This window comes from Litorilituus sediminis (assembly GCF_004295665.1).
GTDB lineage: Bacteria > Pseudomonadota > Gammaproteobacteria > Enterobacterales > Alteromonadaceae > Colwellia > Colwellia sediminis.
The window spans coordinates 904462-930258 of sequence record NZ_CP034759.1 but is presented as its reverse complement, the minus strand read 5'-3'; the positions used below and the strand labels follow the sequence as shown (position 1 = coordinate 930258).

22 protein-coding genes are annotated in these 25797 nt (G+C 39.6%); 13 read left to right on the top strand and 9 right to left on the bottom strand.

Annotation, left to right across the window (positions count from 1 at the left end; translation table 11 throughout):
- Window positions 1-26 precede the first annotated feature (26 nt).
- The 4 genes from EMK97_RS04190 to EMK97_RS04175 all read right to left on the bottom strand — a co-directional run bounded on the left by EMK97_RS04190 (window position 27) and on the right by EMK97_RS04175 (window position 4642).
- Window positions 27-659, bottom strand: coding sequence for a CPBP family intramembrane glutamic endopeptidase (locus EMK97_RS04190; RefSeq protein WP_170176720.1), 633 nt, complete (start codon window positions 657-659; stop codon window positions 27-29).
- Window positions 660-812: 153 nt separating this feature from the next.
- Window positions 813-1472, bottom strand: coding sequence for a PEP-CTERM sorting domain-containing protein (locus tag EMK97_RS04185; protein WP_130599726.1), 660 nt, complete (start codon window positions 1470-1472; stop codon window positions 813-815).
- Window positions 1473-1777: 305 nt separating this feature from the next.
- Entirely contained in the window at window positions 1778-3907 is a 2130-nt protein-coding gene (locus EMK97_RS04180) for a methyl-accepting chemotaxis protein (RefSeq protein ID WP_246028878.1), read from the bottom strand.
- 42 nt (window positions 3908-3949) lie between these two features.
- The gene (locus EMK97_RS04175) at window positions 3950-4642 is read right to left on the bottom strand and encodes a TorF family putative porin (protein WP_130599724.1); all 693 of its coding nucleotides are present in this window, start codon (window positions 4640-4642) and stop codon (window positions 3950-3952) included.
- Between the two features lie 232 nt (window positions 4643-4874).
- On the opposite strand from EMK97_RS04175, the gene rimO reads away from it, so the two are divergent.
- Entirely contained in the window at window positions 4875-6320 is a 1446-nt protein-coding gene (rimO, locus tag EMK97_RS04170) for a 30S ribosomal protein S12 methylthiotransferase RimO (RefSeq protein WP_130599722.1), read from the top strand.
- Here rimO and EMK97_RS04165 read toward each other — a convergent pair.
- On the bottom strand, window positions 6317-7867 hold the full coding sequence (locus EMK97_RS04165) for an HD domain-containing phosphohydrolase (RefSeq protein WP_130599720.1): 1551 nt from the start codon (window positions 7865-7867) through the stop codon (window positions 6317-6319). The genes rimO and EMK97_RS04165 overlap by 4 nt on opposite strands.
- A gap of 394 nt (window positions 7868-8261) precedes the next feature.
- Between EMK97_RS04165 and EMK97_RS04160 the strand changes: the two genes are divergently transcribed.
- The 3 genes from EMK97_RS04160 to EMK97_RS04150 are packed head-to-tail and all read left to right on the top strand — an operon-like array spanning window position 8262 to window position 11579.
- Window positions 8262-10103 carry an adenylate/guanylate cyclase domain-containing protein gene (locus EMK97_RS04160; protein ID WP_130599718.1) on the top strand — a complete coding sequence of 614 codons (1842 nt, stop codon included), beginning with the start codon at window positions 8262-8264 and terminating at the stop codon, window positions 10101-10103.
- Window positions 10103-10672, top strand: coding sequence for a hypothetical protein (locus EMK97_RS04155; RefSeq protein ID WP_130599716.1), 570 nt, complete (start codon window positions 10103-10105; stop codon window positions 10670-10672). The genes EMK97_RS04160 and EMK97_RS04155 overlap by 1 nt, the downstream gene beginning before the upstream one ends.
- A gap of 4 nt (window positions 10673-10676) precedes the next feature.
- Window positions 10677-11579, top strand: a complete 903-nt coding sequence (locus EMK97_RS04150; RefSeq protein WP_130599714.1) for a M48 family metalloprotease — start codon at window positions 10677-10679, stop codon at window positions 11577-11579.
- Between the two features lie 38 nt (window positions 11580-11617).
- Here EMK97_RS04150 and EMK97_RS04145 read toward each other — a convergent pair whose 3' ends face one another.
- Entirely contained in the window at window positions 11618-12691 is a 1074-nt protein-coding gene (locus tag EMK97_RS04145) for a phospholipase A (protein ID WP_211342266.1), read from the bottom strand.
- A 266-nt stretch (window positions 12692-12957) separates the two neighbouring features.
- Between EMK97_RS04145 and EMK97_RS04140 the strand changes: the two genes are divergently transcribed.
- From EMK97_RS04140 to EMK97_RS04120, 5 genes are all read left to right on the top strand, one after another.
- Window positions 12958-16065, top strand: coding sequence for an efflux RND transporter permease subunit (locus EMK97_RS04140; RefSeq protein WP_130599712.1), 3108 nt, complete (start codon window positions 12958-12960; stop codon window positions 16063-16065).
- Between the two features lie 28 nt (window positions 16066-16093).
- A complete protein-coding gene (locus EMK97_RS04135; protein WP_246028877.1) occupies window positions 16094-17176 on the top strand; it encodes an efflux RND transporter periplasmic adaptor subunit in 1083 nt (360 codons plus the stop codon).
- Window positions 17177-17320: 144 nt separating this feature from the next.
- Window positions 17321-18067, top strand: a complete 747-nt coding sequence (locus tag EMK97_RS04130; RefSeq protein WP_130599708.1) for a 5-oxoprolinase subunit PxpA — start codon at window positions 17321-17323, stop codon at window positions 18065-18067.
- Window positions 18057-18770, top strand: a complete 714-nt coding sequence (pxpB, locus tag EMK97_RS04125; RefSeq protein WP_130599706.1) for a 5-oxoprolinase subunit PxpB — start codon at window positions 18057-18059, stop codon at window positions 18768-18770. Before EMK97_RS04130 ends, pxpB begins: the two co-directional genes overlap by 11 nt.
- Complete coding sequence (locus EMK97_RS04120) at window positions 18767-19723, top strand: 5-oxoprolinase subunit C family protein (protein WP_130599704.1); 957 nt, start codon at window positions 18767-18769, stop codon at window positions 19721-19723. Before pxpB ends, EMK97_RS04120 begins: the two co-directional genes overlap by 4 nt.
- A gap of 7 nt (window positions 19724-19730) precedes the next feature.
- Here EMK97_RS04120 and EMK97_RS04115 read toward each other — a convergent pair whose 3' ends face one another.
- A complete protein-coding gene (locus EMK97_RS04115) occupies window positions 19731-20339 on the bottom strand; it encodes a transporter substrate-binding domain-containing protein (RefSeq protein WP_246028876.1) in 609 nt (202 codons plus the stop codon).
- 459 nt (window positions 20340-20798) lie between these two features.
- On the opposite strand from EMK97_RS04115, the gene EMK97_RS04110 reads away from it, so the two are divergent.
- From EMK97_RS04110 to EMK97_RS04100, 4 genes are all read left to right on the top strand, one after another.
- On the top strand, window positions 20799-21983 hold the full coding sequence (locus EMK97_RS04110) for a collagenase (protein WP_130599700.1): 1185 nt from the start codon (window positions 20799-20801) through the stop codon (window positions 21981-21983).
- A gap of 61 nt (window positions 21984-22044) precedes the next feature.
- Window positions 22045-22896: a hypothetical protein gene (locus EMK97_RS04105; RefSeq protein WP_130599698.1), complete on the top strand. Its 852-nt coding sequence runs from the start codon at window positions 22045-22047 to the stop codon at window positions 22894-22896.
- 17 nt (window positions 22897-22913) lie between these two features.
- Window positions 22914-23069 carry a hypothetical protein gene (locus tag EMK97_RS19020; RefSeq protein ID WP_170176719.1) on the top strand — a complete coding sequence of 52 codons (156 nt, stop codon included), beginning with the start codon at window positions 22914-22916 and terminating at the stop codon, window positions 23067-23069.
- 130 nt (window positions 23070-23199) lie between these two features.
- On the top strand, window positions 23200-23670 hold the full coding sequence (locus EMK97_RS04100; protein WP_246028875.1) for a GNAT family N-acetyltransferase: 471 nt from the start codon (window positions 23200-23202) through the stop codon (window positions 23668-23670).
- Window positions 23671-23715: 45 nt separating this feature from the next.
- Here EMK97_RS04100 and EMK97_RS04095 read toward each other — a convergent pair whose 3' ends face one another.
- The gene (locus EMK97_RS04095) at window positions 23716-25068 is read right to left on the bottom strand and encodes a M28 family peptidase (protein WP_130599696.1); all 1353 of its coding nucleotides are present in this window, start codon (window positions 25066-25068) and stop codon (window positions 23716-23718) included.
- An 11-nt stretch (window positions 25069-25079) separates the two neighbouring features.
- Window positions 25080-25613 (bottom strand): YaeQ family protein, encoded by a 534-nt coding sequence (locus EMK97_RS04090; protein ID WP_130599694.1) that lies wholly within the window; start codon window positions 25611-25613, stop codon window positions 25080-25082.
- Between the last annotated feature and the right edge of the window lie 184 nt (window positions 25614-25797).

Below are 25797 nucleotides of genomic sequence, written 5' to 3'. Positions count from 1 at the left end.
GATTTTAGGGCAATACGCTTAGCTAGTTAAAGCCAAGTGCTGACAATAAAGAAGCTACCTAAGCCAGAAGTGAAAATAAACATACCCCATAAGCTATGCTCAACAATAACTAAGGCGATGTTATCTGTTTTTACATAACGGTAGCTAAATAATAAGCTACCACAAAAAGACAGGATAACGGCAATCCAATTGGCATAAAGCAAGTGCGCTAAGCTAAAACTTAAACTGCTAAAAAAGCAGCGACTATTGTTACCAGTAAATACTTTTCGATAACGATGAAAGAAGTAGCTTCTAAAGATGATTTCTTGTGGAAACACAGAGATAAATGGATAAAGTAATAGTATTAACAACCAGGTATTGGTGTCACTTTGGGGTAGGTCTAACAGTTTTTCAGGCAGGGTTACTGCGATAACAACTAAAAAGAGCGTAGCAATAATTACAAACACCGTAGCAATTGAATAGAGATGGCTATAGTTAATGTTTTTAGCTTTTTGCCACTGCGCTTGTAATACACCTTTTTGCATTAATACAACAAGGCAGCCAATAGCAATAGCGATTAAAAATGGTATGAGTATATAGCCCAAATGCTCACGTAAAGAATACAAAGCAAGGGGAGTGAACCAAAATAAGGTGATGTATTCAATATAGCGCCAAGTCATACTGCCTCCATTCATTAAGCATAGCTTAAGTTAACTAATTGATAGCGCTAAATAGGGTGTTTTTTTGCTTAAGAGATATGCTTGTTAAGCAACTGATAGCAATAAAAAAGCACCCTAAGGTGCTTTTTACAAGATAATTAATGGAGTAAATTATTATCTTTTAAATTTGCGAGACGCTAAGCCCAAAATACCTAAGGCAAAGATGGCAAGAGTAGAAGGCTCTGGAATATCGTTAACAGAGTAATCAACGGTAATTCTAACTTTGGCATCATCTCTGTCATAGCCAGCTTGTGTCCATGTCCACATATATTCTGTAGAAGCGTTTAAATGTAAGCCAAACCAGTTATGGCCTAAATTAAAGCCTTGCGTGAACAAGTTGGTTATATCTAATGTATTAGCTGTTTGTCCTGTTACGCTGAAAATACTTTGAGCATAAGCGCTTGGCGCTAAAAAGTGATGAGACAATTGACCTTGTGAATTAAATGCAGAGGCCGTTATGTTTTGAGTGCCAGCACTAGATTCTTTTAATTCAAATGATAACTGTACAGAGTTTAGGGTAATATTTCCTAAAGCAAATAAATCAGAAATATCTACTTGCAGTGCTGTTTTACAGGTTTCGCGTTCTAAACAGAAAATACCTGAATAGGATGATCTATATGCACCAATATAACCATCACCATTATATACAGCCGATGACGCGCCGTAACGGTCAGAAATAGATAATAGATCGTATTCAATTAATCCGGCATTGGCGAAACCTGTGATTGATAAAAGTAAGCCAATCAATGCTAATTTTGTTGATTTTAAGTTCATATTCGCTCTCTAAAGAATGCTTGTATTTATAAAGCTTAGTTTCTTGCTGTTAATGTGCATAGCGCATAAATTTATGAATAAATCCTATGCATAAATCGAGCCGTAATAAATTTTCCTTTTATTATCAAGATAATGAAAATATCATTACAGCAGTAAAACTTAAAACTGTAAAATAATTGGACACTTCTGAAACCTAGGGTAAGCAATATCTTGATTCTTAATAAGATCAGAAAAGCAGTTATTTACAGATCAGATGTATACACTTTAGCTCTTACCGTTAGTATGTTTTGCATGTATTGCTAGGGCTAGCTAGTCTTTAATTTATTTAACAGCTCAATGAGCTCATGGGCTGATTGATGTATGTTTGTTGCGCTGGCATCTGAAGCCTCTGACAGTGTCGCTACTTCATTAGTGGCATCGCCAATAACCACCATGTTTTTATTCAGCTCTTCAGATACTTGACTTTGCTCTTCAGCCGCTGCAGCAATTTGAATAATGTGCTGGTTAATCTCTTCAATTTGACCGACAGTTTCTTGCATTTTCTCAAATGCACCTGTTGCGCTAGACGCGGTGTTATCTGCCTTAACACTACCTTGCTCGATAATATTAACCGTATTTGAGACTTCCTGTTGAAGTGCGGTGATCACTTGGGATATCTCATCAACAGACTCTGCTGTTTTCGAGGCTAAGGCTCGTACTTCATCCGCGACTACACTAAAGCCGCGACCATGGTCGCCTGCTCGGGCAGCTTCTATGGCTGCATTAAGTGCAAGTAGGTTAGTTTGTTCAGCTATAGAGCCAATAACATCAAGGATTTTTCTAATATCATCACTGCGTACTGAAACCGCTTTCACTGCTTCTGAGGCAGAGCTTATTTCTTTAGAAAGCTCTGAAGCTTGCTCTGAGGCAATAGAGACTTCGTTTTCAGTATCTTTTACCGAGCGCGTAGCAGCATCAGCGTTGTCGGCTGCTGATGAAGCTGTGCTGGCAACTTCTTGAGCTGTGGCAGACATTTCTGTGATTGCGGTAACTATGGTATTGACTTCAGTTTGCTGTGTTGAAATGTGTTGATGGGTTTTTTGCGCATTATCTTTGCTTTCTTCGCTCATCTGCATGACACGAAGGCCAGATTGCTTGGCTAGCTCTAGTAACTCCCTCACTTTTTCTCTAAATTGATTAAAGCCATGGCTTAGGTTAATTAATTCAGCATGAGATTGTACCTCTATGGCTTGGGTTAAGTCGCCACCTTGGCCTGCAAGCTCGGTCATGCGATCTGCAACCATTTCCACAGGGCGAACAATGCTCCTAGTGAAAAGTTTTATTAGCAGCAAAGCTATAGCTATCAGAACAATAGCAACCATTAGCGTATTCGTTAATATGCTAGCAACCTCACTAGATATCATTTCGGATACTGTGTTGACTGGTTGCATTGCCGTATTCACATTAATGCCAACGACAAGCTGCCATTCAACACCCGCTGTTGCTATATTTATCGGTTGTACAACATATAAGAAGTCATCAATTGTGGTTGTTTTATCTTGGCCTGAGGTTGCTAAAAGAGCCGCGCTATTTTTAAATACTTGTTCAAACTGTTTAGCCAAGCCTTTTTCGTGTTCAGTTGCGGCGGCAAGAAAGCCTTTGTGGCTGACAATATAAACTTTAGCATTACCATTATATAATGATGCTTTTAACTCTTTTGCTAGTTTTTGCAATATAGGTAGGTTAAGGTCAGCGCCAACGACGCCTCTAAATGTACCGTCGGCGATAACAGGCACAACTAAGCTTGTCATTAATTCGCTATAACCTGGGCGGATTTCATAATTGTAGGGGTTAGAAGCGCAAGCTTTTAAGCTATCCATTGAGCATAAATACCATTCGGCTGCGCGAAAGCCATATTCATCTAAGGTTGCATCGTGCTTTTCATTGGCATCATCAACAATTTCTTGGCTGATATTGCCATTATTTTCTTTAACAAAATAGACTTCAAAACTGCCGTTATCCACGACTGAGTGTCTATAGCCTTGCGTATAGTCACTGTCTTTGCCATCAAATTGGTTGTTTTCAAATTGAGCATATAAAGAAGAGGTGTTTCCTGATTTGAGTGTACTTCGAACCAGCGCTTCAACTTGATCGCGGGTTAGGGGTTGGGGGATTTCCCCTTCAATATTACTTTTAATTTGACTAGCCAACCTAGCAGGTACCGCGAATGATTGCTCAAAGAGGTTGGCAATTTGGCTGGCAATGGCATCGGTTTTTGAGCGCACTGTACCCTCAATTTGGTGTGATACTTCTTCACTCACTTGATTAACAATGACCTTTTCAGTATTGCCAAGAGAATAAGCGCTGACAGCCATATAGCATATAGACATTATGATAAATAAGGCACCAACAACCGACAGTAACTTAACAGAGAGACTTTTTTCTTCGAATATCATAGGGAAACCTTGTACTTTATTATTGTGTGAGCTTGTATGGTGTTAAAAATTAAAGGTATAGCTAACGCTACCTAGTAGTTTTATATCATCATCATAGTCAAGATCTGTTTTTTCTACTGACACCGCAAAATCAAAGCTTTGCCAGCTAAACGCTGTTTCTACCTTGGCATGAATATAACTGTCATCATTGCTATCCCAGACAAACTTGTCATCATCTAGGCTGGCGGAGCGATCAATTTGGAAAGTTAAGGTGACTTGCTCGGTTAACTCTAGGCTGTGAGATAAGGCAATTATGTAGTGTCCTGCATCGGTACCTGCGTAATCATTGGTGTACCAGGCTTTAAGCTGAGTTGATTGATAACCCATGGCCAAATAAACTTCGGTGTAGTTGATATCACTACTGTTGCTACCGCCTACGTAAGTGTAATGGGCGAAACCGACATCATAAAAAACATCATCGTTAATATTGTTAGAATAGCCGGCATAATAATCAACTTCTGCATCGGTATCATCGCCAAAATCTACGTTAGAGGCCCAACTGCCCACATACCAGCCATGCTTGTTTGACCAATCTATACTGCCTTGTATTGCTGGGTCTTCGTCAGTTTGAGAGACACCATTGAAAAGGTAATCTGAAGCTGCTGTTACTGTAGCTGAAAGCTCTGCGTAACTGTTACTAGAAAATAATGCGCAAGATGTAAATAACCAGGGTAACCAAGAGCTACGTGAAGGCATATCTATCCCTTAAAAAGCAAGTTATGTTTTAGTAAATATAGTTTAAATTTTTGTAAGTGGGGGCAATAAGTTATTCATTTTTAATTAAGTTGTTGCGGAATGGCTTTGCTATTTTGTGCAGGGTTAATAAACTTGTTGTCATCGTAAGTCATTAGCAAAGACAGCAAGGATTAAATTCTGTATAATCCGCGCACTCAAAATTTCAGTTATTCAAGATTAATGAGAGCGCATTATGACTGTTGAACAATTCGACCCGCAAACTAGCCGACAAAAGCCTAAACAAACCACCACCTTAGATACGCCAAAAAAGGTGATGGAGCAGCAGGCTAAACAGTCAAACTCAGTAGAATCAGGGCCAAAAGAAAATGCTAAAGTAGGTTTTGTTTCACTTGGCTGCCCGAAAAATCTTGTTGATTCTGAACGTATTCTTACTCAGCTACGTACTGAAGGTTATGATGTGGTGCCAAGTTATGATGATGCCGATATGGTCATTGTTAATACCTGTGGCTTTATCGACTCAGCCGTTCAAGAATCACTTGATACCATAGGTGAAGCGCTAGCTGAAAATGGCAAGGTGTTGGTAACTGGTTGTTTAGGTGCGAAGAAAGATGAAATTATTGAACTTCACCCGAATGTTTTAGGTGTTACTGGTCCGCATGCTTATGATGAAGTACTCAATCAAGTACATGAGCATGTGGCTAAGCCAAAACATAATCCGCACATTGATTTAGTGCCAGATCATGGTGTTAAGTTAACGCCAAAACATTATGCCTATTTAAAAATATCTGAAGGTTGTGATCATCGCTGTACCTTCTGCATTATCCCATCGATGCGCGGTGATTTAGACTCACGCCCAGTGGGTGAAGTTATTGGTGAAGCAAAGCGCTTAGCTAATGCTGGTGTAAAAGAGTTATTAGTGATTTCGCAAGATACCTCAGCCTATGGCGTCGATGTTAAACATAAAATGGATTTTTACGAGGGTATGCCGGTAAAAACCTCTATGTTGGCCTTATGTAAGCAATTAGCTAAACAAGGTGTTTGGGTACGTTTACATTATGTTTATCCTTATCCGCATGTTGATGATGTTATTCCATTAATGGCAAAAGGTGAGATTCTTCCTTATTTAGATATTCCGTTCCAGCATGCCAATAAGCGCATCTTAAAACTGATGAAGCGCCCAGGTAGCTCTGAGCGTGTCTTAGAGCGTATTAAAAAATGGCGTGAAATCTGTCCAGAATTAGTTATTCGCTCTACCTTTATTGTTGGCTTCCCGGGGGAAACAGAAGAAGAGTTTCAAGAATTACTAGACTTTCTAAAAGAAGCGCAGCTTGATCGCGTTGGTTGTTTTGCTTATTCAGATGTTGAAGGAGCAAAAGCCAATGAATTACCTGATCATATTAGTGAAGAGGTAAAACAAGAGCGCTTACAACGTTTTATGGCGGTACAAGCTGAGATCAGTGCTGCTAAGTTGCAAGCAAGAATTGGTCAAGAGTATTTAATTCTAGTGGATGAAGTAAATGACCTTGGTATTGTGGGTCGCTCGTATATGGATGCGCCAGAAGTTGACGGTAAAGTGTATTTATCTGATGACTTTGATGCCAAACCGGGTGATATGCTTTGGGTACAAATTATTCATGCGGATGAACATGATGTTTGGGGTGTTAGAGTAGAAGACTAAATTTGCTGATAACCGGGTATTTGGCTGATATCAAAATCATCTATTTGTGACGGCTCTAAAAATTCCTGAGCGAATTTTAAATAGACCTTTTCACTAATAAATACGTCAAATAAGTCTGGGTCTAGATGATTGCCTAATTTCATTCTCCCCATGATGGTTAGTGTTTCCGATAAAGTTTTGGGTGGTTTATAAGGTCTATCGTTAGCGGTTAATGCTTCAAAAACATCAGCAATTGCCATCATGCGTGCTTGTGTTGACATTTCATGGCGCTTTAACCCTTTTGGATAGCCTGTACCATCCATTTTTTCGTGATGGCCGCAGGCGTATTCGGGCACATTGGCTAAATGTTTAGGGAAGGGCATAGACTCTAACATTTCTACAGTCACCTTCATGTGATCATTAATAATTTGTCTTTCTTTTGTCGTTAATGTACCGCGTGCGATGATAAGATTTTGAAGCTCATCATCACTGATGATGTTTTGGCTAACCCCGGCAATGGTTACTTGGTGGCGATGAGCGATTTGATAGACACGATCAACTTTTTCATTATCAAAAAACTCTCCTCCTGTGTTTGCCTCAGCTAGAAACTTTCTGTCCTCTTCAAGTTGTTTTAATTGTAGGGCCTTATCTGGCTCTGACAGTTTGCTGCTGTAGTAAATATCGCGGGCGGCAATTTCAAAGCGTGCATTAATTAATTCGATACGATCAAAAATAGTTTCAAGCTTTTTAGATTTATCCATGATGTATTCAGGGGTTGCTACTTTACCGCAGTCATGTAGCCATGCGGCAACGCTGAGCTCATGAAAATCAGCGTCCGACATGGAAAATTCTGCCAGCGGCCCTCGGTTAATATCATTACAGGCATGAGCCATCATCATAGTAATTTCAGGCACGCGCCGACAATGGCTGCCAGTATAAGGTGATTTTTTATCTATGGCTGAGGCGATAAGTTTAGAAAAGGCAGAAAATAAGTTTTCCATTTCATCAACCAGATGTTTATTGGTGATGATAACCGCAGCCATGGAAGCTAAGGCACTGACAGTACGAGTGACTTCTTGCGAAAAGGCAATAACTTGCCCTTGCTCATTCGTGGCGTTGATTAATTGAATAACACCATTGAGCTCTTTTTGATGATTTTTCATCGGCAAGGTTAATACCGATTGCGTGTGGTAGCCAGTTTTTTGATCCATCGCTCGTGCGGCGCTTAAATCGTATTGATGACAGGTATAGACATCATCAATATTAATTGGGCTGCCATTACCTGCGGCGACGGCGGCGACGGCACTACTATTGACTTGGCCAAACTTATAAATATCAATTGCAGGAAAAGTCATGCGCTTGCCACTTGTGCCACCAAAGTGAATGTTTAAACTGTTGTTAAGCACAGTATCAAAAACAAGTTGCTCATTCTCGACGGAATAGATGGTGCCGGCATCGGCATGCGAAAGCTCCATAGCACTCTTTAATATCTTTTCTAGCAGTGCTTTATGGTTGTTTTCTGTTGAGAGCGCAATGCCTATTTCAACAAAATGTTCGATGTTATTCATGGCTTCACCTACGCTTAATACAATAAGTAGCTAAAAATAAGTCGGTGATATACCTAGTATAGGAGCACTTTGCCTTAATGGTAGCGAAGAGGCGATAAATTTTTGGCAAGCCATATACCAAGTGAAATAATGATTTGAGCAGTTCAGAGCTATGTCAGGGAGGTGAGAATAAAGCAAATTGATGCCGCTGTAGTTATTCTCCAGCCAAGAAATTTGTGAAATTATCATCTTCCTGACAAGCTCCCGAGGGCGAGTTTAAAAGGCTCATATGCTGCGTTATTGATTTTGATAAGGGAATAACCATTATCGAGAATCAATGCCTTGCCTATAAGCCTTTTAACTCTCGCTGAATGATCAAATAATTAATTCAATTGGTAATAACCGGGTTTATTGCATGAATAAGTCTAAAAAGGTTTCTGTTGTTGTTGCCACAGTATTCGTTGCGCTTGCTTTTTTTGTTCATGATACTGAGTTATTTCGCGAGGTTGATTTATATATCTTTGATCGGCAAATGCGTTTTTTATCAGCCCAATTGCCTGTTGATGAAGATATTATTGTTATCGCCATCGACGATTACAGTTTAACTGCAATGCAAACCATTGCCGGTAAATGGGCTTGGCCTCGCAGTGTCTATGCGCAGTTAATTGAGTCGTTAATGCCGCACTCTCCACAAGCCGTAGTTTTTGATATCTTACTGGCTGAGAAAGATATTTACCGACCAGATTCAGATAGCTATTTAAATGAAGTGCTAGCAGAATCTAGTCATGTTTATTTTTCCGTGCTTGAACAGCGAGGTGAAAAAGATCAGGGGCTAAGTTTAGCTCAGCTCGCTAAAGCGCTTGCCTTAGATAAAACGGCTAAAGCAAAACCACAGGCAAGCGCGCAGCTTATTTTACCTTGGGCGCTCGATAGTGAAAACTGGCAGGTCGGCGCGATTAATTTTGATTATGATTTTGACGGTGTAGGGCGGCGATATCAATTATTTAGAGATATACAAGGCTGGCAGCTTGCCTCTTTACCGGCAAAGGTATTAACAGATCTGGGCATGAATATGCCAAACGAGTCGAGCATTTATTTGCAGTGGCAAGGACACCATGAAAAACCGTATAAAACGCTAGCTTTTGCTGATGTTTTTCAAGCCATCTCGACAAATAATCAAACTTATCTATCACAATTTCGCGGCAAAATTATACTGATTGGTGCCACAGCTTCTGGTTTATTTGATGCTAGAGCAACGCCAATAAATAACCATTTACCTGGTGTTTATATTTTAGCTACGGCTATGGCTAACCTAAAAAATGGCAGTTATTTGCTCGCTATTTCAAGGGTAATTTCTTTGAGTATTACCGCTGCTTTTATTCTTGCAATAACCAGCTGTTTTTTTGGGGCTTCAGGCTACAGTCGTCAGCTGATGTTTGGCTTTAGCATATTAGCTATGGGCACTTTAGTTTTGTTGCTGATAAGTAACGGGCTATTGTCTAAGCAGCAGGTGATGTTTATAGGCCAGAGTTTAGTGATGGCAAGTGCTACCTTTATTGTTTTTACTTTTATTTATGGCTATCGGCAATACCAGCAAAGGCAAGCGGCACTTCGTATGTTTGGCCGTTTTTTAGATCCCCAAGTGGTACTTTCTCTGTTAAAGGAAGATGCCTTAACACCTGAGCAGTTAAATAAGAAACAGACCCTGACGGTACTGTTTTCAGATATTCGAAACTTCACCCAATTAGCAGAGCAATATGAGGCAAAACAAGTCGTGCAGTTATTGAACCAATACTTTAACGCTCAAGTTGATATTATTTTTAAGTACGGGGGCACACTAGATAAGTTTATTGGTGATTGCGTGATGGCGTTTTGGGGCGCGCCGCTGCCAGTGGAAGAACATGCCGTGAAGGCAATAAACACTGCCCTTGATATGCAAGAGCGCTTAATTGACTTTAAAAAAACGCTGCCTGAGCATTTAAATCACTTTGATATTGGTATTGGTATTCATTCAGGTGAATGTATTGTTGGCATGATCGGCGCAGAGCTTAGGATCGACTATACTGTCATAGGTGATGCCGTGAACTTAGCGAGTCGTATTGAGGGGTTAACAAAAAGTCGTGCCAGAATCTTAGTGTCTGAGCAAACCAAACAGCTGGCAGAGCATGACTTTGATTATGAATATTGTGGTGAGCATCAAGTGAAAGGTCGACATGCTAAGGTTAAGTTATATCAACCTAAACGGAGGCAAAGGTAATGTTAACAATTAACGTGACTTTTTGCGTAACTATGCGGTTTGTTATGCTAGTAACAGTTTTTCTCACCGCTAGTGATATGGCGCTAGCAGCTGATAATTCTAATCAAGAGCCCTTGTTACGTTCGGCTAGCGTGGTAACTAATACTCAGTTGCTTAAACAGCCAAAGTATCAAAGTGATGTGATTGCTGAGGTAAATAAAAACCAGCAACTCAAAGTCGCTCAACGTCAACGCGCTTGGTACTTTATTTCTCTACCTGAGAATACAAATCAAAGCGAGCAACTAACCACATCAGGCTGGATCAGCATGCTTGCAGTAAGGTTTTTATCAATGCCCAAACGAGAAGGAGACTTAGGCATTGGCGCGCTTTATCAAAGCGCTAGTAAAGATACTTTGCCTACGGTCTCAACAGGCGTTAGGGGCTTTGATGAACAAGAGCTTAAAAAAGCCAAGGCGGATTTCTCCCAACTAGCCTTGCTTAAACAGTATCAGGCCTCTCGTAAAGCCACCTTAAGTTTTGCCAAACAAGGGCAGTTAAGCAAGCACAACACTGAGCAAGCTAAGGAGTAAAGCTATGAGTTTTTATAAGTCATTTATTGCTTTGTGTTTAGCCTTATTAGTGAGTGTATTGTTTGCATGTCAAAGTACTGGTTTAAAAATAGGTAGCTTAGATGTTGGTGCTATTGTTAATCAAGGTGCCAAAGTATTTAACGCCAGTAACATAGGTTTGGATGAAGAAATTCAGTTTGGTGAAAATATGTCAGCCGTGTTGCTTGGCACTAGACCGCTTTATGACGATAAAGCGCTTAATCAATACGTGAGTCAGGTTGGTGGTTGGTTAGCACTAAATAGTACCCGACCAGAGCTGCCTTGGCATTTTGGTGTTATTAATAGCTCAGCTATTAATGCTTTTGCTGCTCCCGGAGGTTTTGTTTTTATTACTTCAGGTATGTTAAGACAGTTAAATAATGAAGCGCAGTTAGCGGCAGTATTAGCGCATGAAATTATTCATGTAACCAAGCAGCATCACTTAAATGCCATTAAAAGCGAGGCTTATCGAAGTGCAGTAACACAGAGTTTATTTATTTCTGCTGAGGCGTATCAAGGTAACACCAATGCCAGTGATAAAGATAAACAATATCGATTCTGGGCGCAGAAAGTTACTGGCATGGCGCAGGATTTATACAGCAAAGGGTTTGATAGGGAAGATGAACTACAGGCCGATGCATTAGCATTAATGCTATTGGCTAAATCCGGCTATGATGCTTATGCCTTGGTTGATAACTTACAATTGCTTGACGCCATAGCTGCAGACGATAGTGCTTTAGCGCTAATGTATCAAACTCATCCAACGCCAGAGCAGCGCTTATTCGCAATAGCAGCGGAGCTTACAAAACTGCCCTATGATTCGGGAACAGGCTCGGGAAAAGATTCGGGAAAGTTATTAGCGCAGCGTTTTTCTCAGCATATAAATTAAATAAGTCCAAAATAGTTAGGCTAACTAAAGCAAATAAGTTAAAGCAAATCAGTTAAAGCAATACCAATGCCGATACGCTTTTGGTTGTAGTTGTAGTCTATTAAACTTTCACCGTAACCACTGCTAAATTGCGCGTAACCTTTTAATTTTCCCCACAGTGGGAAGGTAATACCCAATTCAGCAAAACCTTTATGGCTGGCAAAGTTTTCTCTGCCTTTGAACGATAACTCATAATCTTGATCAAGTTTGTACACCATAGTCAGTTCAAAGTGCCCCATATAATCGCTGATATCTGGGTTGTCATCGCCTTCATCTAACGGGTTGCTCTTGGTTTCTTCTTCAATTCTTATCCAAGGTCTTAATGACAAGGCAAAATTATTTTTCTCATATAAATACGAAAGGTATACACGGTTCCAGCTGCGAGATAATTGTTGTGAACGGCCATTAGATTGATGCTCAAGACCAAACATCATGGCTGAATTGCCGCCAAAAGGGTGAAAGCCGAGCGGGGCAAAATAGAAAAACTCAGGCTGGTAGTTTGTTTCTCTAAAGGGCTTAGAGATATTATCTGAGTAGACTTGCCACCATGACTGTAAGGTAAAGGCAAAAAACACCTGATCTCCTTGCACGAACAGGTTATCAGTTAACAGAGGCACCTTGATGCTAATTTGAAATTTTGCTTCACTATCTGTTAAGTTTTCTTCCCAATTAGAATAACCGCTATAAGCCTCGCTGTTGATATCGTCACTAACAGATATAGGTAATATATAGTTCATACGATGCGGCGTAATAACATAAGGATTAAATGCGGTACGTCTTTCTCTTATCACTCTTTGTGCTAGCGCACCGAGTTGTACTTCTTCTTGCGGCTTATCTATATCGCGATTAATAATTTTTTTGGCTACTTCTTTTTCACAATAAGCTTCAATCTCAGTCAAGCTTGACTCTTTATTTGCGGCCTTAATGGTTTTGAACATACATTGCTCATAGGCTTCTTTTTCGAAGTTTTTATAGCTTTCATGCTCAGGCGATTGTGTAGCCTTGACACTACAACTTAGCCAAGTGAAAGAGGAAAGTAAGGTAAGTTTTGCAAGTGAAGATAAGCTAGTCATTGTAGGTTAATGTTTAGGCTAAAAAAACTATCGCAATTATAACGAATTAGCCTTTAAAGCCAAGCGCAGATTTCTATCGTACGATAAAGGGTAAAAGGTATGACAAATTGCTCAAAATGTGTCTAATTATGTCAATAGATTTAAAATTATTTCTCGTACGTAGTTTATCGTATTTTTACTTCGTTTAACCGCAATTAAACTTTTTCATTCGTAAATGACACGTATCTTTATAAGAACAAATGTTACCACGTAAAGATGGAATTACGATGAAACTAACAAAAACCGCATTAACTAGCCCCGCAGCCGTCGCTGTCGGTGTTGCACTAATCTTACTGGTAGGCATGTTGAGCTTATTTAAGCTACCAGTGCAACTATTCCCTGATATTGAACGTCCGCAAATTGCTGTGCAAACCTTTTGGCGTTCAGCCTCACCAAAAGAAATAGAGTCAGAAATTATTGAGCCGCAGGAGCAAGTTTTACGTGGTATTCCAGGTTTAGGCACTATGAGTGCTTTTGCCAACCGTGGCGCTGCCTATATTAATTTATCCTTTGCGGTCGGCACTAATATGGAGCAAGCCCTTATTGAAGTGATTAGTCGCATGACACGTGTTGCTAATTTACCTCGAGATGCAAGGCCACCACGGGTAATGCTAGGTGGCTTTGGTGGTAATACCCCGGCATTAACTTTTTTCTTCTTGCAGGCACTACCGGGTAATGAGCAAGATATTTCACAATATTTGGATTTTACCAATGATGTCATCAGACCTAGATTAGAAGCCATTGATGGCGTTGCTGGTGTGCAAACCTTTAATGAGCAAAATAGAGAAGAGTTACAAATTCGCTACGACCCTGTTAAAGCGGCTGAATATGGCATTCAAATACCACAGTTAATTGCTTTAGTGAGTGGCAGTGATGATGTTTCTGGCGGTTTTGTTGATGTCGGCAGAAGGCAATACACGCTACGTTATAACGGCAAATATGGGGTTGATGAACTATCACAACTTATGCTTGAATCGCGCGGCGGTCGTAATATCCGTTTAAGTGATGTCGCTACGGTTGAAGTACGCAGAAATGATAGACAAAACATGGCTGTGCAAAATGGTAACCCTGCATTTTCTATGCGCATTGATAGAGCAAATGGTGCTAATGTTTTAGAGACGCTCAATAGAGTAAAAGCAGAAGTTGAGTTGCTAAATACTGAGGTGCTTGCCGACAAGCAATTAGTTATGGTGCAATCTTTTGATGCTTCGGTATTTATTTATCGCGCCATTAATCTTGTTACCAGCAACTTATTTGCGGGTGTGATTTTATCTTTATCTGTGTTGTGGTTCTTTATTCGCAGAATGCGCGCTACCTTAATTATTGCCACAGCCATTCCTATTAGCTTATTAAGTACCTTTATTGTTTTAGAAATAACAGGTAGATCGTTAAATGTTATTTCGTTAGCGGGTTTAGCTTTTGCTGTGGGTATGGTGCTTGATGCCGCCATTGTCGTGCTGGAAAATATTTTACGAATGCGCGAGAAAGGCATGGATGCACACCAAAGTGCTGAGCAAGGTGCAATGCAGGTATGGGGAGCATTACTTGCCTCTACAGCGACTACCGTCGCCATTTTCTTACCGGTATTTTTCTTAAAAGATATCGAAGGGCAGTTGTTTGGTGATTTAGCATTAACGATTGCGATTGCGGTATCTGTATCACTCATTGTTGCTGTGATCTTGCTGCCAGTATTATCTAAGTTTTTACTTAAACAGCAAAAGGTTAATGATCCGAACCAAAAGCTATGGCAAGCAATTACAGGCTTTGTCATGAAAATCACGAATACTCGTATTAAGCGTTTGTCATTAGCAACGTCGCTTTTAGTTTTGCCTGTGCTTGTGACCATTGTTGCCATGCCAAATCTCGACTATTTACCACCAGTAAAACGCGATGCGGTTGATGCAAACTTGCAATTTCCACCAGGTGCTAATGTAAAAACCATCGAAGAAGATGTGTTTAAACCTATTGTTGCTCGCTTACAACCTTATATGGATGGCACTAAAGAGCCAGCGTTAAAGAATTATTATTTAATGGGTGGGACTTTTGGCGGTAGTTTAGGTGTGCGTGCCAAAGATCAGTCAAAAGTTGAAGAGCTACTAGAAATTGTTCGTAATGAAATCTTGATAGATTTGCCGGACACTCGAGTTTTTGCTCGACAAGGTAACCTATTTGGCGGCTTTGGCGGCGGCAGACAAGTGCAAATGTATTTGCAATCAAAAGATACTCGAGCCTTACAAGATGTTGCAAGACAAGGTATGGATTGGATCAAAGAAGCCATACCAGGCGCTAATGTTAATGCGCGTCCAGGGCTTGCTATGTCTGAGCCTGAAATACGTTTAACACCAAATGATAGAGCTATTTTAGAGCAAGGTTGGAATCGCCGTGATGTTGGTCGTGTGGTACGTACTTTAGGCGATGGTTTATATGTCGGTGAATACTTTAATGGCAGCAAGCGCTTAGATATGATTTTGCGCGCTGAAGGTTGGAATGATCCTGATAATTTAGCTGATATCCCATTAACAACAGGCAGTGGCAGCATTATGCCAATTTCAAGCTTAGTGAATATTGAGCGTACTGTAGGTCCTAGTCGTTTAACCCGTATTAATGGTCACCGCACGGTGAGTTTAAATATCAGTCCGCCAAAAGGCTGGTCTTTAGAAGAAACCATTTCAGCATTAAAACTTGAAGTTGAACCAAAGCTTGCAGGGGTAATGCCACAAGACGGTAATATCTTATATGGTGGTAGTGCCGATCAATTAGAAAAAGCCATTGGTGTAATGGCAGAGAACTTTGCTTTTGCTTTGGTTATTTTATTCTTGCTAATGGCAGCATTATTTAAGTCAGTAAAAGATAGCTTATTGGTTGTTATTACCATTCCTTTAGCAACCGTAGGTGGCATTTTAGCACTGCAATTACTTAATTTAACGGTGTTTCAGCCACTCGATTTATTAACCATGATTGGCTTTATTATTCTACTCGGTTTAGTGGTTAACAATGCCATTTTATTAGTACATCAAACACGTTTAGGACAACAGTCTGGTTTAACGCGTGTAGATGCTATTGAACAAGCCTTAAGTGTACGTTTACGTCCTATTTTTATGAGTACCGCCACCAGCTTCTTTGGCATGTTGCCATTACTACTTATGCCAGGTGCAGGCAGTGTTATTTATCGTGGTTTAGCGGCAGTTATTGTCGGCGGTTTAGCCTTTAGTACGCTATTTACTATTGTGCTGCTGCCTTGTTTATTAAGACTAGCAAAGCATGATTTTGGCTTTGCTAAAGCACCATTAAAAGAACAAACGCAAAGCTTAGTTAGTGCTCAGGCTAAAGCGTAAATTGATTGAATTATAAGGAACAATGAAAATGAATTATGCAATGATTAAAAAAACAGCTTTGTCTTTATCTGTAATTTCTAGCCTCATTTTAATGAGTGTTTCAAGTGCCGTATATGCGGAAGAGGAAGGGGCATTAGTGAGTGTTGAACCAGTTAAAAAAGAGCAGGTAAAACCAAGTATTTGGTTAGCAGGTAATGTCATTAGTCGTAAAAACTCACCAATTTCAGCAGAGCAAACAGGTCAGTTACTTTGGGTGGTCGAAGTGGGCACTGAAGTAGAAAAAGGCCAACTGCTGGCTCAAATTGATGATAGACACCTTAAATTGCAACTTGCTAGACAACAAGCGCAAGTGAAGCAATATCAGGCTGATGTTGACTATTTAACTGGGCAAAAGCAGCGTATTTCAAAGTTAAGAGAAAAAAATAACTCAGCGTTAAGTGAATATGAACGTGTCAGTAAGGACTTAACGGTGGCAGTTAACCAAGTGGCCGAGTTAAATATTGCTGTTGAGCAAACCTTATTAGATATTGAGAAAACCGCTATTGTTGCCCCGTTTAGCGGTAATATTAGCCAACGTTTTGTTCATGTTGGTGAATTAATTAGCCAAGGTAGACCATTAGTACAACTGGTTGATACCGATAACTTAGATATTAAAGTTGCAGCGCCGCTATCAATAGCACCATTTTTACAGCGTGATGCTAAAGTGATGGTTAAATGGCAAGATCAATTATTACAATTACCGATTCGTACTTGGAGTCAAGCGGGTGAGCAGTCTTCACGCACATTTGATGTAAGACTTGAAGCCAAAGGGCTTAATATTTTAGCGGGTAGCGCGGTAACGGTTTCATTACCTAAACAACAAGCCAGAGAAGCCATTTTAGTGCCACGTGATGCCTTAATGCTACGTGAAAATGAGACTTACGTATTAACCGTAAATAAGGAAAATGAAGCAGAAAAAGTGTCAGTATTAGTCGGTCAGGGTGTTGATAGCTGGATTTCTGTCACTGGCGCATTATCAATGGATGATGAAGTGGTAGTACGCGGTGGCGAGCGCTTGCAAGATGGTCAGAAAGTGCGTTTTGATAAAGCACTAGTTGCTAAGTTGAACTAATGATATGAGTACAACATAAGAAACAGTTTAGTGATGTTTAGCTAACAAAATAAAGCCAATAACGACATAAGTTATTGGCTTTTTTCTTTATCCTAAGCAAAATTCTTTTATAATCAAATCATCGACATATTGCTGAGTAAACCGATGAAATTAAATTGTGATTTAGGTGAGAGCTACGGCGCTTGGAGAATGGGGCTTGATGAGCAAGTTATGCCCTATATAGACCAAGCCAATATTGCCTGTGGTTTTCATGCTGGCGACCCTATGGTGATGATAAAGACCATCAAACTAGCTAAACAGTATAAGGTCAGTGTGGGTGCTCACCCAAGTTACCCCGATTTGGTTGGCTTTGGTCGCCGTTCTATGCAATGTAGTGAGCAAGAAGTAACCGCTATGGTGCTTTATCAAGTATCCGCAATTTATGGTGTGGCGAAAGCGCAAGGTGTTGGGCTAACTTATGTTAAGCCTCATGGCGCGTTATACAATGATATGATGAAAACATTCACCATTAGAAAAGCTATTATGTCGGCGATAAAGCAGTTTAATAATGCTCAGCAAACCAAATTAACGTTAATGTTACAAGCAACAGCTGATATTCAATGCCATAGAGAGGAAGCGGCTGATTATGGTATTGGGCTTATCGCGGAAGCCTTTGCTGATAGATGCTATAGCGATGATGGTAAACTGTTGTCTCGTAGTTTACCTGGCGCAGTACACGATAAACAAGCAATGTTAGCGCAAGTAAAGCAACTGCTAACTGAGCAAAGTGTGACAACCGATACAGGTAAAACCTTAGCATTAGATGCTGATAGTTTGTGTGTTCATGGTGACAACGAGACCGGTGTTCAATTAATTTCAACCATTCGAGCCATAGTAGATAATGCTGTTTGAACAAGTGAACATTAGCATTGCGGGTGAGGATGCGTTAATTGTTTATTTTGCTGATTCTGTTAGCGGGTTAGCTTTTGAAAAAATACAATGGGCAACTGACAGAATACGCGAGAATATGGCTGACACCCTAGTTGATTTGATCCCGTCGTATACTTCCATTTTAGTTGTTTTTGATATTTTTGTTACCGATCATCATAGCGTCAGAAAACAACTTCGCAGCTTACTACAACACAGTGAAAACTATACGCCGATACAGGCAAAAGTTATTGAACTGCCTGTTTATTATGGCTTAGAGGCAGGTCCTGATTTGCAGCGTATTGCCGATAAATCAGCGTTAACGATTGAAGAGGTCATTAAAGTACACCAAGCACAAGAATATATGGTGTTTGCTATAGGCTTTGCGCCAGGTTTTGCCTACCTTGGCGAAGTCGATAAAAGCATTGCTATGCCGCGCCTGTCAACGCCACGTTTGTCGGTTCCTAAAGGTGCTGTTGCGATAGCTGATAGACAAACGGCAATTTATCCAAGTGTCTCCCCCGGTGGTTGGAACATTATCGGTTTATGCCCAATTGATATGTTTGATAGCTCCGCTGAGCCTTGCATGCCAGTAAAAGTAGGCGATAAGGTAAAGTTTACAGCAATTTCCCGAAATGAATATTTGGCGCTAGGCGGTAAGTTAGCACAATACGAGGAGGGAGAGTGAGTACAGCTTCAACAGGTTTAGGCTTTTTGGTTAAACAAGCAGGAGTACATACTTTATTGCAAGATCTCGGGCGTTTTGGCCGTTATAGTTTAGGCTTAACTAATGGTGGCCCGTTAGATAAAACCGCCTTTTATTGGGCTAATCGCCTGGTTGATAATACAGCGAATAGTTGCGCGTTAGAGATCTCAATTGGTGGCTTAAGTTTAATTGCGCAAATGGATATGGTGATTGCCATAACGGGTGCGCCAATGCCAGTAACTATTAATGGTGTTGAACAAGCGTTATGGTGTTCAATACAGCTTTATGCCGGTGATGAGATTAGGCTAGGTTACAGTACAGCAGGGCTAAGAAGCTACCTTGCTGTTAAAGGAGGCTTTCAAACGGCTAAAGTATTTGCAAGCCGAGCAACCGTTTGTCGTGAAGGGCTAGGGGGAATATCAGGAGGTCCTGTTAAGAATAACGATGTCTTACCCTGTTTATCGAGTGTAACTGAGCATCATGTCAGCTTAGCTTCGCAGTATCGGCCAACATATAGCAATGAAGTGACTTTAAGGACGATTCCTGGTTATCAACAAAAGCATTTTAGTGCCTTTTCGCAGCGAATGTTTTACTCGAGTGAGTTTTGCGTAAGTCAACACAGTGATCGAATGGGTTATCGATTAGAAGGTAAAGCTATTAACGCTGATATTGACGGTATTATCTCAGAAGGTATTTGTCATGGTGCGGTGCAAATTCCCAGTGATGGTCAGCCTATTGTTTTATTAAATGATCGGCAAACCATTGGTGGTTACCCCAAAATAGGCTCGGTTATCTCACTTGATACTGGCAAATTAGCGCAGCTATCGCCAGGGGCTAAAGTACACTTTGAGCCTATTAGTATGGAAGCGGCTCATAACCTTATTCATTTACATGCAGCGAAATTAAAGGCGACTCAGTTGGCTTTTATCAATTAATTTGAGGCTATTTATTAAGCCAGTTGTATTTAAGCGTATTAAATTGCTCACTATCTAATAGCGTTTGCAGTGCCTTATCAAACTGGTTAGCAAGTGAGGCGTTACCCTTTTTCACTGCTATAGCAACTGGTGTACTTTCTGGACTTTCACTAATCACTTTAACATTAACATCAAATTGTTTTGCTAAGTGAAAACCGACAGCTTTTGGCGCTATCATAGCGACAAACTTACCTGTTTTTAATAGCTTGATAGACTCTTCTTTACTTCGTGTTTCTTTGATTCGAATTTGCTTAATTAGCCCTTCATCTTGTAACAGTTTTTCAATGGAAGAATGTCGATCACCGGTAATATTTTCGCCGATTAAATCCTTTAGGCTATTAATCTGTTTGTTATTCTCTAGTGCAAAAATAGCAATTTTTCTTCGGTAGTAGGGGCGGGTAAACAGAAATGACTGCTCTCTACGTTTTGAGATTTCCATGCCAAAAATACAATCTAGCTTATTTGTAAACCTAAGCTGAGAAACAACATCGCTCCAGCGCTGTTGTTTGATGACAATTTTAGTATTTAGTTGCTTTTCAACAAGTTTTAGCACTTGTACATCGAAGCCATTAGCCATTTTATTATCTTTAAATTGATAGGGCGGGAAACCGTCTGAAATACCACAGGTTATTTGATGGCCACTTACAATGAAAGGATAAAAGCAAATAAGAAGGTAAAAAGTTAGTTTCCAATAGCAGGCTTGGTACATGGCTGTAATGTCTAGAAGTCAGTTTGAATATTTTAGCTTAGTTTTAATTTGATTGAAAAGTTTTACGGCATTGTCTTTGATAGAAAACAAGGTTGGTAGAATATTCTTAATAAACAGCTGTTTATTTATCGGCTTTTAAAGTTATTTAACTTTAGCAAACACTAAAAGTTGAATTTTCGTGTTTGAATTTGGCATTAATCAGTAAATTGTGTTTTTGTATACAGTATATTGAAATAAGTATAATTGTGGTGTATACATTAAAACAAGCAGCGGAAGCAAAAATAAAAAAAGGGAGAATTATAATTATAACTATATAGAGGAAGCCTCATGAACAAGAGCAAAGTATTACTACCAACCATCATTTCAACCGCGGTGTTTTTGTCAACATCAGCCTATTCAGGTAAACCGACCGAATCTTCGGTTCTCCCATTAACACATACGTGTAGCAGCACATTAAAGTTTCGTGCTCAGGATATGACTGCTGAGCAGTTCACTGAATCTTGTAATTTAGTCTCAGCTGAGGAAACTTACTTTCATCAACGTTTAGAAACTAATGGTATACCTGTTGATAATGATCTGAATGAAGATTTAAAAATGGTGATTTTTGACGATTATGATCAATATAATCGTTATGGCGGCCGTATTTACGGTATTGGCACCAACAATGGTGGTATTTATATTGAAGGTGATGCTACAGACCCATCAAATCAAGCTGCTTTTTATGCGCATGAGGCTGATTGGCTTCGTCCTGACTTTCAAATTTGGAATTTAAAGCATGAATATGTGCATTATTTAGATGGCCGTTTTAATTTAAAAGGTAATTTTTCTGATTATCCATCATCAACTGTTTGGTGGTCTGAAGGTTTAGGTGAGTATATTTCGCTTGAAGATAATAATGATGCTGCAGTTGCGCTTGTTAATGCCAGTGGCGGTAACCGCACATTGAGTGAAGTATTTGCTACAAGTTACAGTAATACATCTGATGAAATATACCGTTGGGGTTATTTAGGTGTGCGCTTTATGTTTGAAATGCATATGGATGATGTTCGCACTATGAGGCAGTCTCAACGCTCGGCAAACTGGAGTGATTATCAAGCAGACTTAAATGCTTGGGCGTATTCATATGAGCAAGAGTGGCAAAATTGGCTAATTGAGTTAGCTGGTGGTACAGTTGACCCAACTGATCCGACAGATCCTCCAACAGAGCCGACTACCGATGTGTTACTCGATACTACAGTTGCAGGTTCAGTTCGAACATGGAACTATTTTGAAGTAACGCCAGACTCAGCAGGTAGTTTAACAGTAACAATTTCTGGTGGTACTGGTGATGCAGACTTGTATGTAAAAGCAGGCTCTCAGCCAAGTAAAAGATCGTACGATTGTCGTCCTCTTATGAATGGCAACGAAGAAAGCTGTCAAATTAACGTTCCAGCAGCATCTAGCTATCATATTGGTGTATATGGTTATAGATCCTTTGATGGCGTTAACTTAAAGGTTACCTTTAGTAAATAGTTGATGTCTAACCAAGTTGGCAGCTGAGTTGCTGCCAACTGACCTGAGTAGGATTATCAAAATGAGATATTTTTCAGCGTTATCTGCAGTTGCGGCAGGGGCTTTGCTTAGCTCATTGCCAGCACAAAGTGCTGATATAAGCACGCTAAAAACAGAGGCGAACATTCTTACTGATAAACTTACATCAGTTTATCAGCAGCAGACTAAGCTGGATAGTTTCGCAATTAATGAGATTGAGCATTATTATTTAGCAGGACAAGGTATTGCTTTTAAAGTTGATACAAACGTAGATTTACTGCCAGTAATTGCTTTAAGTAAAGGAATTACTAACGAAGAGGAAGTTATAGATGATGAGCTAGCACGTTCTAGTAAAGCCATGGTAAAAAAAGAGCAAGAAGCGCTTAACGCTTTACGCATAGAACAGCGTAATTTAGCCCATCATGAATTTTCTTTGCATAAAAAAATCGAATCATTACAAAAGCGTAGCGCTAATGAAGAAAATGAAGAAAGTAAACAAAAGTTTGATAGCAAGATTCGTCAAACACAAGATGAGTTACGCCAGATAATCACGCAAAAGCAGCAAGTATCAGCACAAATTGAGAATAAAGAAATGTCAGTTACCATGAGCCAGTCAGCTGATACCAGTGCAAGTAACACAGATTTTTCGCGTCAAGATATTTACCAAGTTATGCTGTTACAAACCTTTCAACAGTTATGTCGTAGCCAAGCATTGATTAATGAACTTCCTGAAGGGGAAAATATAACAGTTATATTTAAAGGGTTAGGTGCTTTAAATGGCGATAACTACATGGATCAAATTGTCGTTAGCTCAAAAGACAACCTTAATGATTGTTTATCGACTCCAAGCAAGTTAGCTGCTAGCATGCAAAATAGTAAAAAATATCAATACTAGCCTTATTTAGAGCAGCTATGATGAGTTGCTCTGTCAGTGAAATATTTATTTTAATTAATTTCACCAATGTTGCTGATAAAGATTGGTTAGGTATGCCGGGTGCTAGCCGCGGTGGTTCAACCTACCCGATTTCTGGCAGAGGTTACTATGCTGGTGTTAACTTAAGTTTTTAAAACTTTTTCACCCTGTAATAAAAGCACAAGCTAGTTTAGCTTGTGCTTTTTTTTGCATAAATTTTCGTCCGAGGCTTTGCAGTAGCTGTGATATCATTAATTTATATGTTGTGATGATGTAGTTTTTACCTTGAATAAATTTACGGTTGGTTTTAGAAAAGTAAAGCATGAAGATTTAGACTTTTTAGTGAAATTACGTAAAAAGTCTATGAATAAGCACCTGCTTGCAGCAGGTATTAAAATGTCTAATGAGCAGCATATTGAACGTGTTAAAGAAGCTTATTATGAAAGTCATATTATCTTATGCGATAGAAAACCTATCGGTGTATTAAAGTTTGGTGTCTTAAGCAACAAAAATCTTGAGAAAAGTTTACATATTCGACAATTTCAAATCTTGCCCGAATATCAAGGTAAAGGTATTGGCAGTAAGGTGCTTACGGTAGTGAAAAAAAAGGCGCTGCAATTATGCTTACCAATCACCCTAAATGTGTTATTGAAAAACCCGGCAAGGGCACTTTATCTTCGACATGGCTTTCAAGTAGAAGGTAAGAATAAGTTAGAGTATCAAATGCGTTGCCCGTTAGAGGTGATAGCAGCTTAGCGTTAATTTATACGCTAAACTGCTGGTAAAATTAAGCTGATCGGCTTAGTAAATCTTACCTTTGGCCTTAACTTTATTCACATCAATTCTTGATGGTGTTACTTCACCTGTCACTAATGGTGTGGTGGCAATAGCAAGTGATTGAATCACTTGATGCATCGAGTTTAAATCTAAACTGGCAATATCATCCGTTACTTGATGGTAGTGCTGATCTTTATCTAATTGTGTGCTGCTAAAGCTATGGGCAGGCACGCCTAATCTTGCCAATGTGGCATTGTCTGAGCGATAAAAAAGTTGCTGCTTAGGGTAAGGATCTTGATAAATAGTGAGATTTTTAGCGGCAAGCGCCTCGTTTAATTGCTCACCTAAGCTTGAGCGCTCCATGCCCGTCATCCATACAGTGCCAGCACCAAATTTAGAGGGCTTACCTATCATCTCAATATTTATCATGGCAGTAATGGCATTAGGATCGAGCTGCTTGGAGAAATATTTCGAGCCAAAACCACCAATTTCTTCAGCACTAAATGCTGCAAACATCAGTGTTCGTTCATTGTTATTCTCTTTGGCAAAATAATTGGCTAAGTTGATAATGGCGGATGTGCCAGAGGCATCGTCATCAGCGCCATTGTATATTTGCTTATCATCAGCAGCACCTAAATGATCGTAATGAGCTGAATAAAGTACGATTTCATTGGCTTTTGATTTGCCTGGTAGTACGCCAACAACATTAGTTAAGGTTGTTTTCTCTATGCTGGTTTGCGCAGCAACAGAAAAACTATCTATGCTGTTATCATCAGTTAATACCATAACAATAGCACCGCCTGATGTCGTGTTATCGTTGGTATTCGTTGTTTCTAGTTTAGTTAAGCCATGATTAAAATAGTTTTGGTAACGGCTAAAAAGCGCTTGATGTTTTGTCGAAATAACAACTAAGTGCATGCCGCCTTGCTGATTTAGTTGGCCAAGCTTTTCACGCATATTATCTTGCTCAGCAATAGTATGCGTATTGATATTGTTAGTATTAGTTGTCCAATCTAGCGTTTTTACTGTGCTGGCTAAGGCTAATTTATCGCGCTGATATTGCTTACCATTAATACTTACGGTTAGTGATTTAGGTAAAATGCGTTTCACTTGGTAGCTTTGCTGGAAATTTACGGCATTATTTGCCGAGCTAAGCCCTGACTCTTCAAAGCGTTGGGCAATATAACTAGCTGCTTTGTTGATATCTTTTGAAAAGTTGCCACGGCCATTTAGCTCGTCACTCGCTAAATAGCTAACATCTTTAGTTACTTGCGCTAAGCTAATAGTATTATTGATATCTTTGTTTACAGCACAACTTAGTGTACTGACGCTTAATAGTGCAATGGCAAGTGATTTTGTTGGCATTAGTTTTTTCATAGTACTCACTTTTATTTTAACTGCTTAGTTGTCACTAGCAGAGTCTCATCACCAGAAGTTAGCCAAAGTTGGCTGTCTTGAATACTGACTTGAAACTCCATATTTCTGTCAGCAAGCTTTTCTAAAGCTGTGACGGTATCAGGGGTAAACTCTTCAATGGTTAAATTGTTGTAACTTTTAAATTTTTCAGCATTTTGTGACCACCATACTGGCGTGCTGGTGTCATAACAATACAGCTTCACTTCTTTGGCTTTAGTGCAGGCTTTTTTTAGGCGTTTCTCATCAAGGTTGCCAAGCTCAATCCAAAGTGCAATGGTGCCGTTGTAATCTGTATGGCTAATCGCTGCTTCATCTTCATTACTCACCCCTTTGCCAAAAGTTAACTCTGGTTGTGCGTTTAACAAAAAGGCGATCAGGCGAACCATTAATCGTTTTTCTGTTTCTGAAGGGTGTTTTGCAATGGTGAGATTAAGACTGTCGTAGTAATGACGATCCATATCGGCTAGTTCGATATTTGCTTTGTAAATGGTAGCTTTTAGTGCCATGGTTTTGTAAAAATAAGAATTATTTACGCTATAGTAACAGCTTCAACCCTGTATGCTAGCAATAGACTAATATTTATCAAATGAATAGTTAGGATAATAGTAATTAATTTAATACATAGTACAGGGAGTGATATGTTTACTTTAGACAAAACGCAACCGCAAATAATCGCTAATTAGCAGAGGC